Source organism: Tsukamurella pseudospumae, assembly GCF_001575195.1.
Taxonomy (GTDB): Bacteria; Actinomycetota; Actinomycetes; order Mycobacteriales; family Mycobacteriaceae; genus Tsukamurella; species Tsukamurella pseudospumae.
Window position 1 is genome coordinate 1169255 of the sequence record NZ_LSRF01000058.1, and the last position, 17229, is coordinate 1186483.

Annotated in this window: 18 protein-coding genes; 10 read left to right on the top strand and 8 right to left on the bottom strand. The window is 69.2% G+C overall.

Annotation, left to right across the window (positions count from 1 at the left end; translation table 11 throughout):
- On the top strand, positions 1-843 hold the full coding sequence (locus AXK60_RS24305; protein WP_068575082.1) for a sulfite exporter TauE/SafE family protein: 843 nt from the start codon (positions 1-3) through the stop codon (positions 841-843).
- A gap of 532 nt (positions 844-1375) precedes the next feature.
- Here the strand turns inward: AXK60_RS24305 and AXK60_RS24315 are convergent.
- Positions 1376-2281 (bottom strand): sigma-70 family RNA polymerase sigma factor, encoded by a 906-nt coding sequence (locus AXK60_RS24315; RefSeq protein WP_244881168.1) that lies wholly within the window; start codon positions 2279-2281, stop codon positions 1376-1378.
- 33 nt (positions 2282-2314) lie between these two features.
- Between AXK60_RS24315 and AXK60_RS24320 the strand changes: the two genes are divergently transcribed.
- Complete coding sequence (locus AXK60_RS24320; protein ID WP_068575084.1) at positions 2315-2530, top strand: YgaP-like transmembrane domain; 216 nt, start codon at positions 2315-2317, stop codon at positions 2528-2530.
- Between the two features lie 22 nt (positions 2531-2552).
- Here the strand turns inward: AXK60_RS24320 and AXK60_RS24325 are convergent, their stop codons facing one another.
- The 3 genes from AXK60_RS24325 to AXK60_RS24335 form a co-directional block, all read right to left on the bottom strand.
- Positions 2553-3692, bottom strand: a complete 1140-nt coding sequence (locus AXK60_RS24325; protein WP_244881169.1) for a PQQ-like beta-propeller repeat protein — start codon at positions 3690-3692, stop codon at positions 2553-2555.
- Positions 3693-3725: 33 nt separating this feature from the next.
- Positions 3726-4133 (bottom strand): DUF302 domain-containing protein, encoded by a 408-nt coding sequence (locus AXK60_RS24330; protein ID WP_058253875.1) that lies wholly within the window; start codon positions 4131-4133, stop codon positions 3726-3728.
- Positions 4134-4211: 78 nt separating this feature from the next.
- Positions 4212-4724, bottom strand: coding sequence for a hypothetical protein (locus AXK60_RS24335; protein WP_068575086.1), 513 nt, complete (start codon positions 4722-4724; stop codon positions 4212-4214).
- 104 nt (positions 4725-4828) lie between these two features.
- On the opposite strand from AXK60_RS24335, the gene AXK60_RS24340 reads away from it, so the two are divergent.
- On the top strand, positions 4829-5557 hold the full coding sequence (locus AXK60_RS24340) for a DsbA family protein (RefSeq protein ID WP_068575087.1): 729 nt from the start codon (positions 4829-4831) through the stop codon (positions 5555-5557).
- Positions 5558-5568: 11 nt separating this feature from the next.
- Positions 5569-6441 (top strand): cytochrome c biogenesis CcdA family protein, encoded by an 873-nt coding sequence (locus AXK60_RS24345; RefSeq protein WP_068575088.1) that lies wholly within the window; start codon positions 5569-5571, stop codon positions 6439-6441.
- A gap of 37 nt (positions 6442-6478) precedes the next feature.
- Here the strand turns inward: AXK60_RS24345 and AXK60_RS24350 are convergent, their stop codons facing one another.
- Together AXK60_RS24350 and AXK60_RS24355 are read right to left on the bottom strand one after the other, a co-directional pair.
- Entirely contained in the window at positions 6479-6826 is a 348-nt protein-coding gene (locus AXK60_RS24350; protein ID WP_006898207.1) for a DsrE family protein, read from the bottom strand.
- Complete coding sequence (locus AXK60_RS24355) at positions 6823-7440, bottom strand: class I SAM-dependent methyltransferase (protein ID WP_006898208.1); 618 nt, start codon at positions 7438-7440, stop codon at positions 6823-6825. Before AXK60_RS24355 ends, AXK60_RS24350 begins: the two co-directional genes overlap by 4 nt.
- A 280-nt stretch (positions 7441-7720) precedes the next feature.
- Here AXK60_RS24355 and AXK60_RS24360 point away from each other — a divergent pair, with 280 nt between their 5' ends.
- Positions 7721-8494, top strand: coding sequence for a hypothetical protein (locus tag AXK60_RS24360; protein WP_217491795.1), 774 nt, complete (start codon positions 7721-7723; stop codon positions 8492-8494).
- 195 nt (positions 8495-8689) lie between these two features.
- Here the strand turns inward: AXK60_RS24360 and AXK60_RS24365 are convergent, their stop codons facing one another.
- Positions 8690-9454, bottom strand: coding sequence for a CPBP family intramembrane glutamic endopeptidase (locus AXK60_RS24365; RefSeq protein WP_082778230.1), 765 nt, complete (start codon positions 9452-9454; stop codon positions 8690-8692).
- 57 nt (positions 9455-9511) lie between these two features.
- On the opposite strand from AXK60_RS24365, the gene AXK60_RS24370 reads away from it, so the two are divergent.
- From AXK60_RS24370 to AXK60_RS24390, 5 genes are read left to right on the top strand one after another with little or no spacing between them, the layout of a single operon-like run.
- A complete protein-coding gene (locus tag AXK60_RS24370; RefSeq protein ID WP_068575090.1) occupies positions 9512-10819 on the top strand; it encodes a glycosyltransferase 87 family protein in 1308 nt (435 codons plus the stop codon).
- Positions 10820-10823: 4 nt separating this feature from the next.
- The gene (locus AXK60_RS24375; RefSeq protein WP_068575091.1) at positions 10824-11888 is read left to right on the top strand and encodes a thiamine ABC transporter substrate-binding protein; all 1065 of its coding nucleotides are present in this window, start codon (positions 10824-10826) and stop codon (positions 11886-11888) included.
- A complete protein-coding gene (locus AXK60_RS24380) occupies positions 11864-13522 on the top strand; it encodes an ABC transporter permease (protein WP_082778231.1) in 1659 nt (552 codons plus the stop codon). Before AXK60_RS24375 ends, AXK60_RS24380 begins: the two co-directional genes overlap by 25 nt.
- 43 nt (positions 13523-13565) lie before the next feature.
- Positions 13566-14618, top strand: a complete 1053-nt coding sequence (locus tag AXK60_RS24385; protein ID WP_068575093.1) for an ABC transporter ATP-binding protein — start codon at positions 13566-13568, stop codon at positions 14616-14618.
- 4 nt (positions 14619-14622) lie between these two features.
- Positions 14623-16569: a GMC family oxidoreductase N-terminal domain-containing protein gene (locus tag AXK60_RS24390; protein ID WP_082778232.1), complete on the top strand. Its 1947-nt coding sequence runs from the start codon at positions 14623-14625 to the stop codon at positions 16567-16569.
- A 38-nt stretch (positions 16570-16607) separates the two neighbouring features.
- Here the strand turns inward: AXK60_RS24390 and AXK60_RS24395 are convergent, their stop codons facing one another.
- Positions 16608-17033, bottom strand: a complete 426-nt coding sequence (locus tag AXK60_RS24395; RefSeq protein WP_231855652.1) for a VOC family protein — start codon at positions 17031-17033, stop codon at positions 16608-16610.
- Positions 17034-17229 lie beyond the last annotated feature (196 nt).

The window sequence follows — 17229 nt, forward strand, 5'->3', positions numbered from 1 at the left end:
ATGGTCGCCACCCTGGCGAGCGCAGTTGCCGCAGGGATTCTCATCGGTCTTTCCCTCGGCGCGCTCGGTGGTGGGGGATCGATACTGACTGTTCCTGCCCTGGTGTATCTCCTGGCGGTCGAACCGCAATCGGCAACGAGCGCCTCGCTGATCATCGTCGGAATCACCTCGATCATCGCGGCCATCAGCCATGCGCGAGCACGGCACGTTCGGTGGCGGGCAGCGGCAGTGTTCGGAATTCTGGGCTCGGGCGCCGCCTTCGGTGGATCGATCCTCAACCGATCGGTCGACCCGCAGATCTTGCTGCTCGCGTTCGCGGCACTGATGATCGTCGCCGCCGGTGCGATGCTGCGCCGCACCCGGCGCGGACACGATGTCGACCTACCGACACCGAACCCGGCCGAGACCGCGGGAACACGCCCGGGTGCCGTCGCGGTCGCCACCAAGCCCACGAAAGTGAAGATCACCACTTCCCAGGTAGTCAAGCTGGTCGCCTCCGCGCTCGTCGTCGGCTTCCTCACCGGGTTTCTGGGAGTGGGCGGCGGATTCCTCATCGTCCCCGCCCTGGTTCTGGCACTGGGTTACTCGATGCCCGTCGCGGTCGGAACGTCACTGGTGATCATCTCCATCACCAGCGCGGGAGCCTTCACCGAACGCCTCGGCACGGGTGCCACCATCCCGTGGGAGATCGTCGTACCGTTCACCCTCGCGGCAATTGCAGGCTCGTTCGCAGGAAAAGTCATCAGCGACAGAGTCTCTGCCACCACACTCACCCGTAGCTTCGCAGCCCTGTTGCTCGTCGTGGCCGTCTACGTCACCGTCCAGGCCTCCATGGCCCTGTAATACATCGTTGCCACTCCAGGGTCGGAGACGTCGATCACGACCTCCCACCGCTGCCCGCCGGACGGCTGGCTGTGCCGGTGATCGACGTGAGTGTGCCTGCGCGACATCGATTTTCCCGCGACGAAGCCCAGCTTGCCGGCGATGGCAAGTGTGGTCGTGCTGTTGCACCTGATCGGGTGGGGGCTGTTCGTTCACTACGATGCGGACCTGCGCATGCGCGGTCTGACCGGTCGACGCCGCGACGGGCGAGACCGCGACACCGAGATCGCGAAGAACTACGACTCGTGTCGCAGCCCTTGCAGGACCAGGGCTGCGGACCGCGATCTACTTCTTGGAGAACATGCGGGAGAGCAATCCCGGTGACTTCGGATCGGAGTCGTGCCCCTTGCAGCGATTGGACGCCGGAACGCCCCGCATCACCTGATCGACGTGTTGACCACATCCCGCCCACGTCGTTTTTCCGCACTTCTTGCACGTGACAGCCCTGCACATGAGTCTCTCCCTCGGTCGACGAATTACTCCCCAATATACCCTATGGGGTATCCGATTCCGGGTGTCGGGGATGACCGGTCATCGCGGCGGGCGGGGGTCCGCCCAAGTGGGCGACGTCGTACACGAACTGTTCGGGTACCGCGCTGGTCCACGGCCGCAGGCCGAGTGCGGTCTTGATACCGATCAGGGCCTGTGCGATGGGTGGGCAGCGGCGACACTGCCGCAGGTGCGTATCGATGCGGGCCGACGCGTCGACATCGAGACGCCCGTCCAGGTAGTCCGATGCCGCGGCGAGTGTGCGCCGGCACGCCTGGGAGTCGCTTCGCGGGTGTGTGGGACCGTCGTCGAGGGCGTGTAGCAGCTTCACCCGTGCACGGTGGATGCGCTTGTACACCGCTGCGGTGGTGAGCGCGCCGACCGCACCGATCTGTGTCGCCGTCCAGCCCTCGCCGTCGTGTAATGCCAGGACCATTCGATCCTCGACGGTCAACGTCGCCAGCGCCGCTCGCACCGTGGATCGATCGCTGAGCGCCTGCGCGACCGTCTCGGGGTGCTCGAGGTCGCTGATCGGTACATCGATGTCGCCCGTGCCCGATGGTTCTGTGCGCTGAGTCTCCGCGCGTGCGGCCACATCGCGGGCACGGTTGATCGTGATCCGGTAGAGCCACGTCGTGAGCGCCGATTCGGATCGAAACGTTCTTCGGTTGCGCCACGCGCGTTCGAGGACGTCCTGCACCAGATCGTCGGTATCGGCCGGTGATCGTGTCATCGCGGCTGCGAAGCGGCGAAGAGTCGTGCCCTGGTCGATCAGATCGCGCGCGAAGCGCTCGTCGTATGCCGCGCTGTCGAGGTCGAGGTCGAGGTCGAGGTTGGGGTTGGGGTTGGGGTTGGGCTGTTCGCGCGAGGAGCCGTGGATCGGTCCACTTCGGCGTTCTCGCCCGTCCAACAGTGAAAGTCCCTCTACAGAACTGGAATCATCATGTCGTTCGTCGAATTCATGCGCAGTACTGCCGGACGCGCACTGCGCATCGTGGTGGGAATCGCTCTGATCGTGGTCGCCGTCGTGCTCGGCGGTGTCGGGGGCATCGTGGTGGGAGTGATCGGCGGTGTCTTCGTGCTGACCGGGGTGGTCAACGTGTGTCTGCTCGGCCCGTTGTTCTCCGTCGATCTTCGAGGTCGGCCCAAGACGTCCTGAACGGGGTGTGCGGGCGGGCAGCTCAGAAATGGGGGATCACCTTGAACGCGGTGTACCCGTCGCTGCTCTGGGCCAATGCGACACCGTTCGAGGTCACTGCTGTCGGTGCGGCACTCGGTGATGTGCCGGTGACGCGGCCGGAGGTCGCATCGATGGCAGTCACCCCCGAGTCCGACGCGCCGTAGACGATGCCGCCGACCAGAGCGAAGCGGTCGGCACCGGGAAATTGATCGGCGGTGAAACCTCGGGTGCCGTACTGCTCGAACAGGACAGCGATTCCGTCGTCGGTGAGGTCTGCGGTGGTGATCATCGTCGCCCCGCTACTGCTGTCGGCGGTCATCACCATCGGACTGCGGCTACCGCTGATCCATCGGAGCTCGGCATCGGAGAGTCGATAGACCGCCTGGATCGGTTCGGGACGGGTCGGGATCGTCCATGCCACGACCACTGCATTGCCGGCGGTGGCGACGAATCGTGCGGTCCCGGGGATCGCTGCGGGGGGCGGGGTGAGGGTGTCGGTGGACCAGGCGGTGTTGCCGGTGTCGGCGGTCACGATGCGCGCTGTGTCGCCGTCGACGGTGACCGCGTATCCACCGAATTCGGAGATCGCACCCGTCAGGTCGGTGCGGTGTCCGTCGGTTGCCGAGATGGCGGCCACGGCTGCGGGCCTTGCTGTCTGCGAGCAGTCGGCGTCGATCAGCAGTCCGGACCCGGTCAGGCAGCCTGCAGCAGAGACCGGACCCCATACGAGGTCGCCGGTGCGGGTATCGCGGGCGGTCATCGTGGCCGGTGCACCCGAACCGGGATCATCGATGTCCTCGGTGATCAACAGCTCACGGTTGTGTGTGCTGGTCACCGCGAACTCGTCGCGATCGGCGGGTACGTCCACGCCGAATCGTGGTGTGCCGGTGTCGTCGAGTACCTGCACCCGGTGCGAACCGGATGCGTCCGAGGAGTCGACGACTCCGACGAACCCGTCCTCGACGATGTGCGGCTGCGACAGGAACGGGATGGACCACAGGGCCGTGTCTCCGAAGCCCGGCGGCGGCGCGGCCGGCGACAACGGATGTGCCGCCGGATCGGTGCCCGTGGTGTCGGGAGCAGGTGAGGAACTGCATCCCGACGCCAGCGCGACGGCGCACAGTGCAACGGTGCCGATCACTGCCGCCGCTCTGCCGATACGGTGCGCACCCATCTATGTGGTGGTGCTGTCTCCGCCGAGTGCCATGATCGCGCTCTGCAGCAGTGCGGTGGCCCGGTCGGCGACCTCGGCCAGGCCCGCTGCATCCGAGAGTCCCACCATCACTTGGGGGTTCATCGCTTCGACGATCGTGCTGCTGCCATCGGCTCGCACCACCACGTTGCACGGCAGCAGCAACCCCACCTGCCGATCGGTGTCGATCGCAGCCTTCGCCAGCTGCGGATTGCATGCTCCGAGGATGACGTAGCGTTCGATGTCGGCGTCGATCTTGCTCTTCAACGTCGACTGCATGTCGATCTCGGTGAGTACTCCGAATCCCTGTTCGGCGAGTGCCTCACGGGTTGCGTCCACGGTTTCCTCGAACGGCATGTCCACGCGGGTGCCGATGGCCAGTTCGGTCATAGTTCGTTCGGTTCCTTTCGATCGGTTCGGGTGTCGGTCACTCGATGGTCGGTGCACGGGTGAGCAGGCGTCGCCCGGTCATGCTGCGCAGGACGCGGAGGTGCAGTCGCGTTTGCGCCATCGCACCATCACCGCTGCTGTCAGCATTGCCAGGGACACCCCGGCAAGGATGGGTTGTATCGGTGCCCACAACCCCAGTGCACCCGAGGTGCCGAGCGCAAGAAGTACCAGCTTGTTGCACACCGGACATCCGACGGCGAAGAAGGTCAGGACCACACCGAGAGCGGCGGGTGTGCCGGTCCGCTCGACCCGCGCGGGTTTGTCGATCCCGAACCACAGTGCGGTCAACAGGGCCGTGGCCAGCAGAACCGGAAGCTCCCACGCCCGCACCGGCACCTCACGGCCGAAGACCGGCGTGTCGATGATGTCGGTGGGAATGCCCACCACCAACACCGTGACCACACCGGCGACGGTGCCGCGCAGTACCCGCGCCCCCCAACCCCGGAAACGATCGGACTCGGCGATCACCCCGTCACCGGAACGGCCGGCAGCATCGACGTCGAGACGGTCGGAGGTGGCGGGCTCTGTCATCGGCTGGGATCTCCTACGGGGTGTAGTTGTGTGAGTAGGGTGACACTGTGAGGCTATACCCAGATGGGTATCGCTGCCAGTATCCGACTGCCGAAAGGTATTGCATGACTTCGACATCTCGCTCCACTCGCCGCCGCGACATCGTGCTCCTGGCCATCGCCGTGGTGGTGGCGGCCGTGCTCGTGGGAGCTCTCGTGCTCGGAACGACCGGTGGCGGCGAGCAGTCGGAGGCGGCACCGGCCGCCGGGTCGAGCAGCGCGAGCGGACCGCCGGTGATGGGACCGCTCGGCGATCTGGCACACCGTGTGACCGATGATCCGATGGCCCTCGGCGACGTCGACGCCCCGGTGGTGATGATCGCCTTCTCGGACTTCCGGTGTCCGTTCTGCGCCCAGTTCAGCCGGGACACCGAGCCGCAGCTGATCGATCGATACGTCGATACCGGCACCCTGCGCATCGAATGGCGAGACCTACCCATTTTCGGGCAACAATCATTCGATGCTGCCCGGGCCGGACGCGCCGCCGCCGCCCAGGGCAAGTTCTGGGAGTTCACCCGCGCCGTCTACGCCGATGCTCCCGAGACCGGTCACGCGGACCTGACACTGGAGTCGCTGCAGAGCTACGCGCAACAGGCCGGGGTACCGGATATGGCTCGGTTCACCGCCGACGCCACCGGCATGGCATTCGACGCCGCGATCACCGCCGACTCCACCGAAGCGCAGTCGCTGGGTATCCCGGCCACTCCGGCGTTCTCGGTCAACGGTGATCCGGTTCTGGGCGCGCAACCGTTCTCGGAGTTCGTCGATCTGATCGACGCGGCAGCCGGCGCGTAGGGCGGCCCGCGATGTCGCAGATCGGACTTCTCGGAGCATTTCTCGGCGGGCTGCTGGCACTTCTCAGTCCATGCTCGGCCCTGCTACTTCCTTCCTTCTTCGCGTACGCCTTCGACGGGGCCGGCAAGCTCGCCGGCCGCACCGGGATCTTCTACCTCGGGCTGGCAGCGGTCTTGGTGCCCCTCGGTGCTGGAGTCGGGGCCATCGGCTCGGCGATCACCCGGTATCGCGAGGTCACCACGATGATCGGCGGCGTGGTCATCATCGCCCTCGGAGTGATGATCATCGTCGGTCGCGGCTTCGCGCTGGGGTCCGCTCAGAGAGCAGCCGCGCGCATCGACGTCTCCTCCACCGGATCGGTGTTCGCCCTCGGCGCGGTCTACGGGCTCGCAGGGTTCTGCTCGGGACCCCTGCTCGGCGCGGTCCTGACCGTTGCCGTCGCCGGCGGTCAGGCCGTATACGGCGGAGTGCTCATGGCACTCTACGCAGCGGGGATGGTGATACCCCTGTTCGTGCTGGCGCTGGTCTGGGACCGATTCTCGCTCGGATCACGAACGTGGCTGCGCGGCAAGGAAATCAGCATAGGACCGCTGAAAACGCACACGACGTCTCTGATATCGGGGGTGCTTTTCATCGGTATCGGAGTGCTGTTCCTGCTCACGGAGGGCACAGCGAACCTCGGCGGCGTCATGGGGGTCGACAGTCAGTACTCGCTGCAGGTCTGGATCAGCGACGTGGCCGACGCGGTACCGAACACCGCAGTGCTCCTGATCGCAGTGCTGGTGATCATCGCAGTGCTGACGGTGCGCATCGTCCGTGGTCGAGACCGCGACACCGCAGCCGAGTCCTCCGAGCTCGGTGAACGCGAGGACCGAACTCTCTGAGACGGTGTGCCTACGACACTGGAGCGGGGATGTGACGTCAGGTGTAGAGCTGTGACCATCCATCTCGCTGACGTCGAGCGAGATGGAGCACTGCAGCGGGAACCATTTCGACACCCATCAGCAGATCGTCGTCACCGAGCCCTCTGCCCTCCAGACTGTTGCGGCATGCTTTCACCGTGATGGAGGCAGAGTCGATCAACGCCCGCATCTCCAGGGAGATATCCGAACAGCGCAAGGCCGCATCGAGGCCCGGTCCGAAGCACACGACTTCGATCGTCACCGGCTCTGTCGCAGCATCGAGAAGGTTGTGGATCGCTCGCACCACGGCGGTGGGTGTGGTGTTCACCGCGAACACCACGCGCAGGGGAGTGGGATGATCGGTCACGTGAAGGTTCCGTTCTTCAGATCGCGGTGAGCTGCGGTGCCCCAGGGCTGTGCGTGGAGAAGGACATCGATGGCCCGACCCTCGCCGACCGGGCGGACCAGGTGTCCCAGTTCGCGGACCTGCAGTCCGCTCGCGGCGCGGGCGAGGTCGTCGATGGCGGGCAGGATCGACGGATCGGGTGGGCCCCCGACGCCGTGAGTGAAGTTCTCGAGCGCATGGCCGAGATACAGCAACCGTCCGCTCGGTGCGAGCCAACTCGCTGCACCGGCAATGACGGCGACCAACTCGTCGACCGGTAGATGCAGGAAGCCGATGGCCACCAGATCCACCGGTTCGGATGGTTCCCAGGTCCGGGCGTCGGCGACGGTGTAGTCGATCGCCCGATCCTCGCCGCCGCTGCGTGCCAATTCGATTGCCACAGAAGAAAAGTCGACAGCGCGCACTGTCCAGCCCGCGTCGGCCAACCATCGAGCGTGGCGGCCGTCTCCACAGCCCAGGTCGATCGCCCGGCCCGGCGTCAGCTCCGCGAACCGCGCAGACAGGGCAGCCGCCGGGGCCGAGCCCCACGGATGCTCGACGCTGCTGTAACGCGCATCCCACTCAGATGAATCCATCTACGCACATTCCTCCAAAACACGGACCGGGTAGTACTCGAATCCGCCAGAGTACCCCCAGGGGTAATTGGATGGTGCGCAATTTCTGAAATGACCGTGACTATGTCGGACCTGAGGGTAGAAAAAGGTCCGCGCACAAAACCATCGCAGTGTACGAGCCCGGAATCGAATGTCCTGAACTTGGGCTCTGACAGAGTACGTTGAACCGCATCAGTGCAGTGCACTCTCGAAATCGTGCTGCTCTCTTCTGAAACTGACAGTGTGGGTGGAGTACGCGCGCATGGTGCGCGCCGCCGGCACCGTCGGAGGCTGGGGTGTGATCAGCCATCAGAGCGCTGCGGTCCTGTGGGGCCTGCCCATGCTCAGGCCGGACTACTCCCGCGTGCACACCACGATCGACGACAGGCACAAGGGCGGGCTGGTCAGTGGCAAGCGGCATGTGCATCCGAGGCCGCTGCCACCCGAGGACATCGTTCTGTTGGACGCGATTCGGGTCACGTCGCTCGCTCGGACCGCGATCGACGGTGCGATGGCCGGTGACTACGAGCAGGCGCTCGCCCTGCTCGACGGTGCGCGCCTGGTTCCGCGCGTCCCGAAGCCCACAGACCGGCCGACGGTGCCGCTCGCGGAGCTGGTGCGGGTCGTCTCCGGCCTCGGCAGACGAACCGGGAGTGAGATGGTGCTGCGTGCCCTCGGGGATTCCGTGGAGTGCAGCGAATCGGTGGGCGAGTCGTGGTCACGGGCACGGATGATCCAGTGGAAGCTGCCGCACCCGGAACTGCAGCGCATCTTTCGGATCAGGGGGCGGACGTACTACGTCGACTTCTTCTGGGGGCGGCTCGTCGGGGAGTTCGACGGCGAGGACAAGTACCGGTCCGGCGCCGACCGTCGGCGGTACGAGCAGCGGCGGGACAGTGACTTCGCCACCATCGGCATCACCGTCTGTCACTGGAAGTGGGAGGACTTGCTGGACCGGAGGCGGTTCCACACCATCCTGACCACGCAGATGTTCAACACGGGCGTGATCGCCTCTATCCCGCGATTCCCGGGCTGAGAGGCGTGACCCGACGCGCGGTCATCGTCGGGACTCCCCGGGGACGAACGGGCTCAGGCCGGCCAGGCACCGTCGGCGCGCCCTAGCGGGACGTGCTGCGCCACCGCGTGTCGTGCATTCCCCATGTCCATGGACCTGGGGAGGTGGCCGCCCCGCTAGGGAGCGAGCCCCGAGCGAAGCGAGGACGGCCGGGGATCAGCGCAGGAGCTGCCAGGCGAAGGCGGCGGCCAGCGCGCCCGCGCCGTTGAGGCACCAGTGCAGCGCGATGGGGGCGATGAGGGAGCCGCTGCGGGAGCGGAGCCAGGTGAACACCCACCCGGCGAACGCGGTGGCCAGCACGGCACCGGCGATGCCGAGGAACTGCGCCAGCGCGCCGGCGCCGAGCAGCTTCGTCAGGCCCGCGTTGCCGCTGGTCAGCCCCAGCGACGAGGCGATGTGCCAGAAGCCGAAGAGCAGCGAACCCGTGACCACGACCCAGCGGAAGTGCATCGCCCGCGACAGCGTGCCGTGCAGCGCGCCGCGGAAGGCCAGCTCCTCGGGGATCACGGTCTGCAGCGGGATGATCACCATCGAGGCGATGATCGCCGTCGAGAAGGTGGCGTAGCGGTCGTTGAGGAACAGCCCGCGGGTCACCGGCAGCAGGGCGCCGATCACGATCACCGCCGCTACCACGAACACCGCCGCTGCTGCGTACTTCGCGCCCGACCGCCAGTGCTCGCGCCCCAGCCCCAGTTCGTGCCAGTCCAGCCCGCGGTGCCGGGCGATGCCGATGAGCAGTACCGCGGACAGGGGAACGGCCAGCAGCGCGGCCCAGCTCCCGGTGAAGTGCGCGATGAGATTGGTGGCGACGAGTACCGCCACGACCACGCCCACGTCGACGATCGCGCGCGCCCCGGACACCGCCGAACGGAGGGCGGAGTGATCGGGAACGCTCGTCTGTGCGGTGGTCACTCGCTCCATGGTCCAGAAGTGCGGCGGTTCGCGCAACGGGTGTGAGCATCGCTAAGGTGTCCACCCGTGACCAAGGACCGCATCGCGCAGGCCGACGGCGGTCTCGCCGGCGGGCTGCGCCGGGCGGCGCTCCCGCTCTTCCTCGCGGCGGTCGGGGCCCGCATCGTGTGGATCCTCGCGGGCAGGCACAACTTCAATTTCGTGGACCTGCGGGTCTACTACGAGGCGGCGCGGCGCGTCTCGGAGGGCGGGCTCTACGACTTCGCCCTCCGCGACTACACGCCCGACCAGCCGCTGCCCTTCACGTACCCGCCGTTCGCGGGCCTGTTCTTCTTCCCGCTGCGCTTCCTGCCCTTCCCGGTGGTCGCGGTCGGCTGGGTGGCGCTCACCGCCGGGCTGCTGTTCCTGGTCATCCGCATGTGCCTGGCCATCCTGGCCGCGGGGAGGGGCGCACCGTCGCGTCTGGGCGACGTGCCGCGCGAACTGCCCCTGCTCTGGACGGCCGGCGCGCTCTGGATCGACCCGGTCCGCACCAACCTGGACTACGGCCAGATCAACGTGGTCCTCATGACCTTCGGCGTGTGGGCCGCCTACCTCGTGGCCCGGAACGCCCCCGGGCCGGTGCTCGCGCTCAGGCCGGGGACGGTCGACGGTGCCTCCGGCCTCCTGATCGGCATCGCGGCCGGCATCAAGCTCACCCCCGCGGTGGGCGGGCTGTTCCTGCTCGCCCGTGGCCGGGTGTGGGCCGCCGTCTTCTCCGGTGTGACCTTCGGCGCGACCGTCGGGATCAGCTACCTGCTCCTGCCCAGCGAGACGCGCCGCTACTTCACGGTGCTGCTCGGCGACACCGGGCCGATCGGCGATCCCGCCAAGCCCGATAATCAGGCGTTGCGCGGCGCGGTGTCGCGGTTCGTGGGCCACGACGTGGGGACCGGCGTCGCCTGGCTCGTCGCGGTGGCCGTCGCGGCCGCACTGCTGTTCGCCGCGTGGTGGGTCGTGCGTCGTGGCGACGCCCTCATCGCGCTGGTCCTGGTCCAGCTGCTGGGGCTGCTCGGCTCGCCGATCTCGTGGATCCACCACTTCGTCTGGGTCGTGCCGCTGCTCATCTGGGTGGTGCACGGTCCCCTCGGCCGCGCCGGTGGCGAGGGTTTCACGAGCCCCGGCGCCGCGTACACCCGCTGGTCGACGGTGCTCGCCGTCGCGCTCGCCGCGATGTACTACCTCGGGGTGCACTTCACCGACGACCTGCTCAAGCTGGCGGGGCTGCACGACGGGGTCGTGCGTGCCGTTCTTCTCGCCGAGGGGGTGCTCGCCGCCCTCGGCCTGGTCGCGCTGATCCTCGCGCAGCGTGGGCGCCTGCGGGCCGTACTCTGAGCGGATGAACAACCTCGGCCGGTTCGGCCTTGCGATCCTGAGCGCTGCGACTCTGGCGACCAGTGCCTGCGCGACGTCCACGGCCCCGTCGGGCTCGAGCGACGCACCGTCGGCCACCGGAACCGTGACCCTCGTGACCCACTCGAGCTTCCACCTGCCCGAGAACGTGCTCGCCGACTTCACCAAGCAGACCGGCCTGAAGATCAAGACCGTCGAGCTCGGCGACGGCGGCGAGCTGGCCACGAAGCTCTCGCTGACCCCGGGGAACCCGCCCGGCGACGTCGCCTTCGGCGTGGACAACACGTACGCCGCGCGGCCCGTGCGCGCCGGGGTGTTCGACGAGTACGTCTCGCCCGCTGCGGCGAACGGCGCGCAGGAGTACGCGCTCGCCGGCATGCCGCAGCTGACGGCCGTCGACTTCGGGGACGTGTGCGTGAACATCGACACCCGGTACTTCAAGGACAAGAACCTGCCCGAGCCCGTCACCTACCAGGACCTCGCGAAGCCCGAGTACCGCGGGCTCACCGTGGTCGAGAACCCGGAACTCGCATCGCCCGGCATGGCCTTCCTGGCGGGCTCCGTCGCGACCCTCGGCGAGGGCTGGCAGGACTACTGGCGCTCGCTGCGCGCGAACGACGTGGCTGTCGCGCCGAACTGGAGTACCGCCTACTCCACCGACTTCTCCGGATCGTCGGGCAAGGGCCCGAAGCCGATCGTCGTCTCGTACGCCAGCTCGCCCGCGGCCGAGGTCGGCAAGGACGGCTCCGCCCCGCCGACCAAGGCGCTGCTCGACACCTGCTTCCGGCAGGTCGAGTACGCGGGCGTGCTGCGCGGCACCAAGAACCCCGACGGTGCCCGCAAGCTGATCGACTTCCTGCTCTCGCCCGCGGCGCAGGCCACGATCCCCGACGAGATGTACGTCTACCCCGTGACCCGCGGCGTCGCGCTGCCGGAGGCGTGGGCCAAGTACGCGCCCGTCCCGCCGAAGGCCGCGACGCTGTCCGCCGAGCGGCTCGCCGACGAGCGCGACGGCTGGGTGCGGCAGTGGCGCCAGCTGATGGGGCGGTGACCTTCCGGGTGCTGCGCGGCGTCGCGCCCTCGGCCTCCCTCGGGCGGCTCGCCCTGCTGGCGGCGCCGCTGCTGTTCGTCGCGGTCTTCTTCGTCTGGCCCGTCGCCGCGATCATCGGGCGCGGGCTCTCGTCCGACGGTGTCTCCCTCTGGGAGGGCTTCACCGGCGCGGGCGGGCTGGGCCTGGTCTGGTTCACCGTCTGGCAGGCTGCGGCGTCGACGCTGCTCACCGTGATCCTCGGGCTACCGCTCGCGTGGCTGACCGCGCGCGTGAAGTTCCGCGGGCAGTGGTTGGTCCGGGTACTGGTGACGGTGCCCTTCGTGCTCCCGACCGTCGTCGTCGGCGTCGCCTTCCGGACGATGTTCGCGCCCGGCGGAGGTCTCGGCTTCCTCGGGCTCTCGGAGACGGTGTGGGCGGTGCTGCTCGCGCACGCCTACTTCAACGTCTCGGTGGTGGCGCGGATCGTCGGAGGCGTCTGGTCGGCCGTCGACCCGCGCGCCGAGCAGGCCGCGCGCACGCTCGGCGCCGGGCCGGCGCGTGCCTTCCTCACCGCCACGGCGCCCGCGCTGCTCCCGGCGATCGCGTCCGCGGCGGCGGTGGTCTTCCTGTTCTGCGCCACCAGCTTCGGTATCGTCCTCGTGGTCGGCGGCAGCCGCCTGCGCACGCTCGAGACGGCGATGTACCAGGAGGTCGTCGGGGCCTTCGACCTGCGGACCGCGGCCCTGCTCGCGCTGGTGCAGATCGTGGTCGTGATCCTCGCCGTGACCCTCAGCGGCGCGCTGCGCGTGCGGGCCTCGCGCCCCTCCTCGGCGGCGCGCCCGCAGCCCGCCCGGCCGAGCGGCGCGGCGCGGATCGGCGTGCTCGTCGGCGTGCCGACGGCCGTGGTCGCGCTGCTCTTCCCCCTGGTCGCGCTGCTGCTCCGGTCGCTGCATCCCGACCCGTCGGGGGCACTGAGCCTGGACGCCTACCGCCGCCTGACGGAGGACTTCGGCGGGGTCGTGCCGACGAAGGCGATGGTCATGTCGCTGGTGACCGCCGCGCAGGCGGGCGCGATCGCGCTCGTCGTGGGAACGCTGGCCGCGCTGGCCATCTCGCGCTCGCGCGGTCTGCTGAGCCGGTTCGCCGACGCGGTGGTGATGCTGCCGCTCGGCGTGAGCGCTGTGACGCTGGGCTTCGGCTATCTCCTTGCGCTGCAATCCCTCCCGACGGTGCGCGAATCGCCCGCGGTGCTGCCCTTCGTGCAGGCGCTCGTCGCGCTGCCGCTGGTGGTGCGTGTGCTGGTGCCCGCGCTCGCCGCGGTCGACCCTCGGCAGCGGCAGGCAGCGGCCGTGCTCGGCGCCTCTCCGCTGCGCGTGTTCACCTCGGTCGACCTTCCCGTCGTCGGGCGGTCCGTGGCCGTCGCCGCGGGCTTCGCGTACGTGGTTACGCTGGGGGAGTTCGGGGCGGCCAGCTTCCTGGTCCGGCCCGAGCAGATGACTCTGCCGGTGCTGATCGGCCGCATCTCCGGCCGCCCGGGGTGGGACAACGCCGCGCTGGCGGCGTCGTGCTCCGTGCTGCTCATCGTGGCGACGGTGCTGGTGATCGGGCTCGTCGAGGTGCTCCGCCGGGACGACACCGCGAGGGCAGAGTTCTGACCGGGCGCACCGGGTGCGGTCGGGGATCCGGGAGAGGGGACACGTGCTGACGCTCGACCGCGTGAGCGTGCGGTACGGCGCCGAGACGGCGGTGCGCGACGTGTCGCTCACCGTCGGGCATGACGCGACGGGAGCCGGGGCTCCGGACGTCCTGTCCGGTGAATCCTCGTCGGTGACCGCGCTGCTCGGCCCGTCGGGCTGCGGCAAGTCCACGCTGTTGCGCGCAGTCGCCGGCCTCGAGCCGCTGGCCTCCGGCCGCATCCTGTGGGACGGCGCCGACCTGGCCCGGGTGCCCACGCACAAGCGCGGCTTCGGCATGGTCTTCCAGGACGGCCAGCTCTTCGGGCACCGCGACGTGGCCGGGAACATCCGCTACGGCCTGCAGCGCCGGCACGTCCCGCGGGCCGAGGCCGACGCCCGGGTCGAGGAGTTGCTCGAGCTCGTCGGGCTGCCGGGCCTGGGGGCGCGCCCCGTCGGGGAGCTGTCCGGCGGCCAGCAGCAGCGCGTCGCCCTGGCCCGTGCGTTGGCCCCGCGCCCGCGCCTCCTGCTGCTGGACGAGCCGCTCTCGGCGCTGGACCGCCGGCTGCGCGACCGCCTCGTCGGCGACCTGCGCCGGATCCTCCGCGAGACCGCCACGCCCGCGCTGGTCGTGACCCACGACCACGACGAGGCGGTGGAGCTCGCCGACACCGTCGCCGTGCTCGACGCCGGCGAGATCGCCCAGATCGATCGGCCCGCCCGGCTGTGGCGGCGCCCCCGCACGCCCGAGGTCGCGCGGTTCCTCGGCTACACGGTGCTGCTCGACGCGCAGGTCGAGCGCCAGCAGGCGACGTGCGCGCTGGGGCAGGTCATCGTCGACTGCCCGGACGGGAGGTTCCAGCTGGGGCTGCGACCCGGATCCGTCGTGCTCCAGGCGCACGGGGTCCCGGCCCGGGTGGTCGGCTCGGTCCCCACCGCCGACGGGGTGCGGATCACCGTGGGCGTCGACACCGACGACGGCGAGCTGCTCGTCGAGGCGCTCGGCGACGCCGCGCCCGCGGACGGCGAGATCGTGCGCGTCGCGCTCAACCCGCGGCGGGTCGCCGTGATCGGATGAGGCCGTGACGACCGACGTGTTCAGCCCGCGCCAGGCCCGTGCCCTCATCGCCATCGCCGACACGCTCGTCCCGGGGTGGGACGGTGTGCCGGGCGCGCGCGACATCGACATCGTCGCGTCGGTCTCCCGCACCGCCGCGCACAAGATGCTGCCGCGAGAGCTGCGCGAGCTGAAGATCTTCCTCGACCTGTGGGACACCCGCGGGATGGGCGTGGTCAACAAGATGGGGCCTCGCCGGTTCTCCGCGCAGTCGCAGGCGCGGCGCGAGGAGACGCTGTTCGGTTGGGGCGAGTCACCCGCGCCCGCAGCGCGCTCCGTGTTCCAGGGGCTGCGGTCGCTGCTCATCGGGTCGTACTACATCGCTCCGGGCGCCACCGCAGCCCGCGCCGCGATCGGCTATCCGGAGGCGCCCGGGCCGCTGCCGGACGCCCCGGCACCGTCGTTGCACCCGATCGACCTGCCGGCCGGACGGGCCCTGTCCGCCGACGTCGTGGTCGTCGGCTCGGGTGCCGGGGGTGGGACCGCGGCCGCGGTGCTGGCCGCGGCGGGACTGGACGTGCTGGTGCTGGAGAAGGGCGGCTACCACGACGACCGCGATTTCGGTTCTGGCGAACTCGACACCCTGACCACCCTGTACGCGGGCGCCCCCGCGATCTCGGCCGAGGGACAGTTCTCCTCGTTCATGGCCGGCGGCACGCTGGGCGGCGGCACGGTGGTCAACTGGTCCACCTCCTTCACCACGCCCGAGCACGTGCGCGCCGAGTGGGCCGCGCACGGCGCGCGCCAGTTCGCGGGCGACGAGTTCACCCGCTCGCTCGACGCGGTGCAGCGCCGCCTGGGTGTGAACACCGATCACGGCCGCGCGTCCTCGCGCGACGCGATCCTCGAGCGGGGCCTGACCACCCTCGGCTGGCACTGCGAGGCCATGCCGCGCAACGTGCTCGGCTGCGACCAGGGCATCGAGTGCGGGCGCTGCGGCTACGGCTGCCGGATCGGCGCCAAGCAGTCCACCGTCAAGACCTGGCTGCAGGACGCCGCCGCCGACGGTGCCCGGATCGCCGTGGGCGTCGAGGTGCGGCGGGTGATCGTCGAGCGGGGGCGTGCGACCGGCGTCGAGGCGATCGGGCCCGACGGTGCCTCGGTCACCGTCGCCGCGAAGGCGGTCGTGGTCGCGGCCGGCTCGCTCCAGACCCCGCCGCTGCTGCGGCGCTCCGGCCTGCGCAACAAGCGGATCGGGGAGAACCTGCGGCTGCACCCCGTGACCGCGGTCGCCGGGGTCTTCGACGAGGACGTCCGCCCCTGGGAGGGCGGCCTGCAGACCCGCTACTCCACCGAGCACGCGGATCTCGACGGCGACGGCTACGGCGTCATCTACGAGACCGGGCCGGCGAGCCCCGGCGCGATCACCCTGTTCCAGCCCTGGCAGTCCGCCGCGCAGCACGCGGCCGACATGCGCGCGCTGCGCAACACGGTGCAGGTGGGCGTGATCGTCCGGGACACCGGAAGTGGGCGGGTCACCGTCGGGCGGGACGGCGAGCCCGTCGTGCGGTACCGCCTCAGCGACCACGACGCCGCGCACATGCACCGCGGCGTGGTGGGTGCGGCCGAGATCCTCGCCGCCGCGGGCGCGCGGTCGGTGCGCAGCTCGCACCAGAACCGGGTCGATGCGCGGCTGCCGGGGTCGCTCGACGGGTTCGCCGCCGCCGCGCAGCGCGAGGGCTACGGTCCTGCGCGATGCATGATGATCGCGCTGCACATCATGGGTTCCGCCGCGATGGGTGGCAGCCGGGAGACCTCGGCGACCGACCCCGACGGCGCGACCTGGGAGGTGCCGAATCTCGTGGTCGCGGACGCCTCGTGCTTCCCGACGCCCAGCGGCGTGAACCCGATGATCTCCATCGAGGCCATCGCCCACATGAACGCCTCGCGGCTGGCAGCCCACCTGGCGTAGGTCACCTCGTCGGGGTGTCCAGGACTACGCCCGGGTGCTCAGTCGATCGGTGAGACGCGGATGAGGTTGCCGTCTGGATCGGCGATCACGAAGGTGCGCCCGAAGACATCGTCATGGATGTCCTCGACGATCCTGTGGCCGTTCGTCGTCCATCTGCCGTAGAGCTCGTCGATCGCCGCGGCTGAACCCGGAACCATGAGTCCCACCTCGGACAGGCGCGGAGTTTCCGGCGTCACCGCCTCTCGGCGGCGACTCCACAGGGCGAAGAGGACGCCCTCCGCGACCTCGAAAGCGACGTAGAACGGCGAACGGAACACCGGTTCGATCTCGAGCAGGTCGGCATAGAAATGCGTCGAACGCTCGGTATCGGTGACGTAGATCAGGAACAGGTTGGGCGCACTCATCGGAAGCCTTCTGGTCGTTGGGATCTGTGCCAGGTCAACGCTGTCAGCGAAAGACGACACCAAGCGTCATGTTTCTTTCGCGGCCGGGCCGCTGCGGCGTCGAATCAGAGATTCGCAATTGCGGATAGCTGGCTACGCTGGTGCCATGTCCAGATTGCGTAAAACCACAAGCCGAAAGGCGTCGTCCACCCGTGCGTGGGCGGTGGTCGTGAAGCTGCGCGACGGATGCACCCTCTACCACTCCGACGGCGAGGGG

Bases quoted from the DNA above. Each gene is read 5' to 3' on its own strand.
- AXK60_RS24305 (WP_068575082.1), top strand. From the start codon at position 1: ATGGTCGCCACCCTGGCGAGCGCAGTTGCCGCAGGGATTCTCATCGGT.
- AXK60_RS24320 (WP_068575084.1), top strand. From the start codon at position 2,315: ATGTCGTTCGTCGAATTCATGCGCAGTACTGCCGGACGCGCACTGCGC.
- AXK60_RS24330 (WP_058253875.1), bottom strand. From the start codon at position 4,133: ATGACCGAACTGGCCATCGGCACCCGCGTGGACATGCCGTTCGAGGAA.
- AXK60_RS24335 (WP_068575086.1), bottom strand. From the start codon at position 4,724: ATGACAGAGCCCGCCACCTCCGACCGTCTCGACGTCGATGCTGCCGGC.
- AXK60_RS24340 (WP_068575087.1), top strand. From the start codon at position 4,829: ATGACTTCGACATCTCGCTCCACTCGCCGCCGCGACATCGTGCTCCTG.
- AXK60_RS24345 (WP_068575088.1), top strand. From the start codon at position 5,569: ATGTCGCAGATCGGACTTCTCGGAGCATTTCTCGGCGGGCTGCTGGCA.
- AXK60_RS24355 (WP_006898208.1), bottom strand. From the start codon at position 7,440: ATGGATTCATCTGAGTGGGATGCGCGTTACAGCAGCGTCGAGCATCCG.
- AXK60_RS24360 (WP_217491795.1), top strand. From the start codon at position 7,721: ATGGTGCGCGCCGCCGGCACCGTCGGAGGCTGGGGTGTGATCAGCCAT.
- AXK60_RS24365 (WP_082778230.1), bottom strand. From the start codon at position 9,454: ATGGAGCGAGTGACCACCGCACAGACGAGCGTTCCCGATCACTCCGCC.
- AXK60_RS24375 (WP_068575091.1), top strand. From the start codon at position 10,824: ATGAACAACCTCGGCCGGTTCGGCCTTGCGATCCTGAGCGCTGCGACT.